General features: G+C 51.3%; 1 protein-coding gene. It reads left to right on the top strand.

Annotated features, from left to right (window positions below; genetic code table 11):
* Positions 1-197: 197 nt before the first annotated feature.
* Positions 198-433 (top strand): IS66 family insertion sequence element accessory protein TnpB (tnpB, locus tag ACI77I_RS32195; RefSeq protein ID WP_407000245.1); only part of this gene is annotated, 236 nt, incomplete at its 3' end.

The raw sequence follows: 433 nt of genomic DNA, 5'->3' as shown, positions 1-433 counted from the left end.
GTATAAATGCATATTGGGCATTAGATGGCATGGATTGGCGTACGGTTTGCCCCATTTTTGCCCCATGCTGGGCGCTTGAGGTTCCACAAGAACGATCCGTTCGATGATGGATTGTAAGCGCTCCATAAACCCCGCATTCAAAGCGCTTAGCTGATGCCGGATGCTGTGCTTCCGATTCCCTCAGGAGCCTGTTCGCCATGATGCGACCCGATGCAAAAGTCGAGAAAGTGTATCTGTACCCTAAGCCAGTCGACTTCCGAAAATCCATTGACGGCCTGGCTGCCTTGGTCGAGCTGGACATAAAAGTAGCGGTCTTCGACCCGATACTTTTCGTCTTCCTCAATAAGCCGCGCAACCGGGTGAAGATTTTGTATTGGGAGCGAAACGGCTTTTGCCTTTGGCTCAAGCGTCTGGAATCCGAGCGTTTCAAAAC

Origin of the sequence: Pseudomonas sp. D47 (assembly GCF_045447305.1) — a bacterium.
Classification (GTDB): Bacteria; Pseudomonadota; Gammaproteobacteria; order Pseudomonadales; family Pseudomonadaceae; genus Aquipseudomonas.
This window is presented reverse-complemented; position numbering and strand designations above follow the sequence as displayed.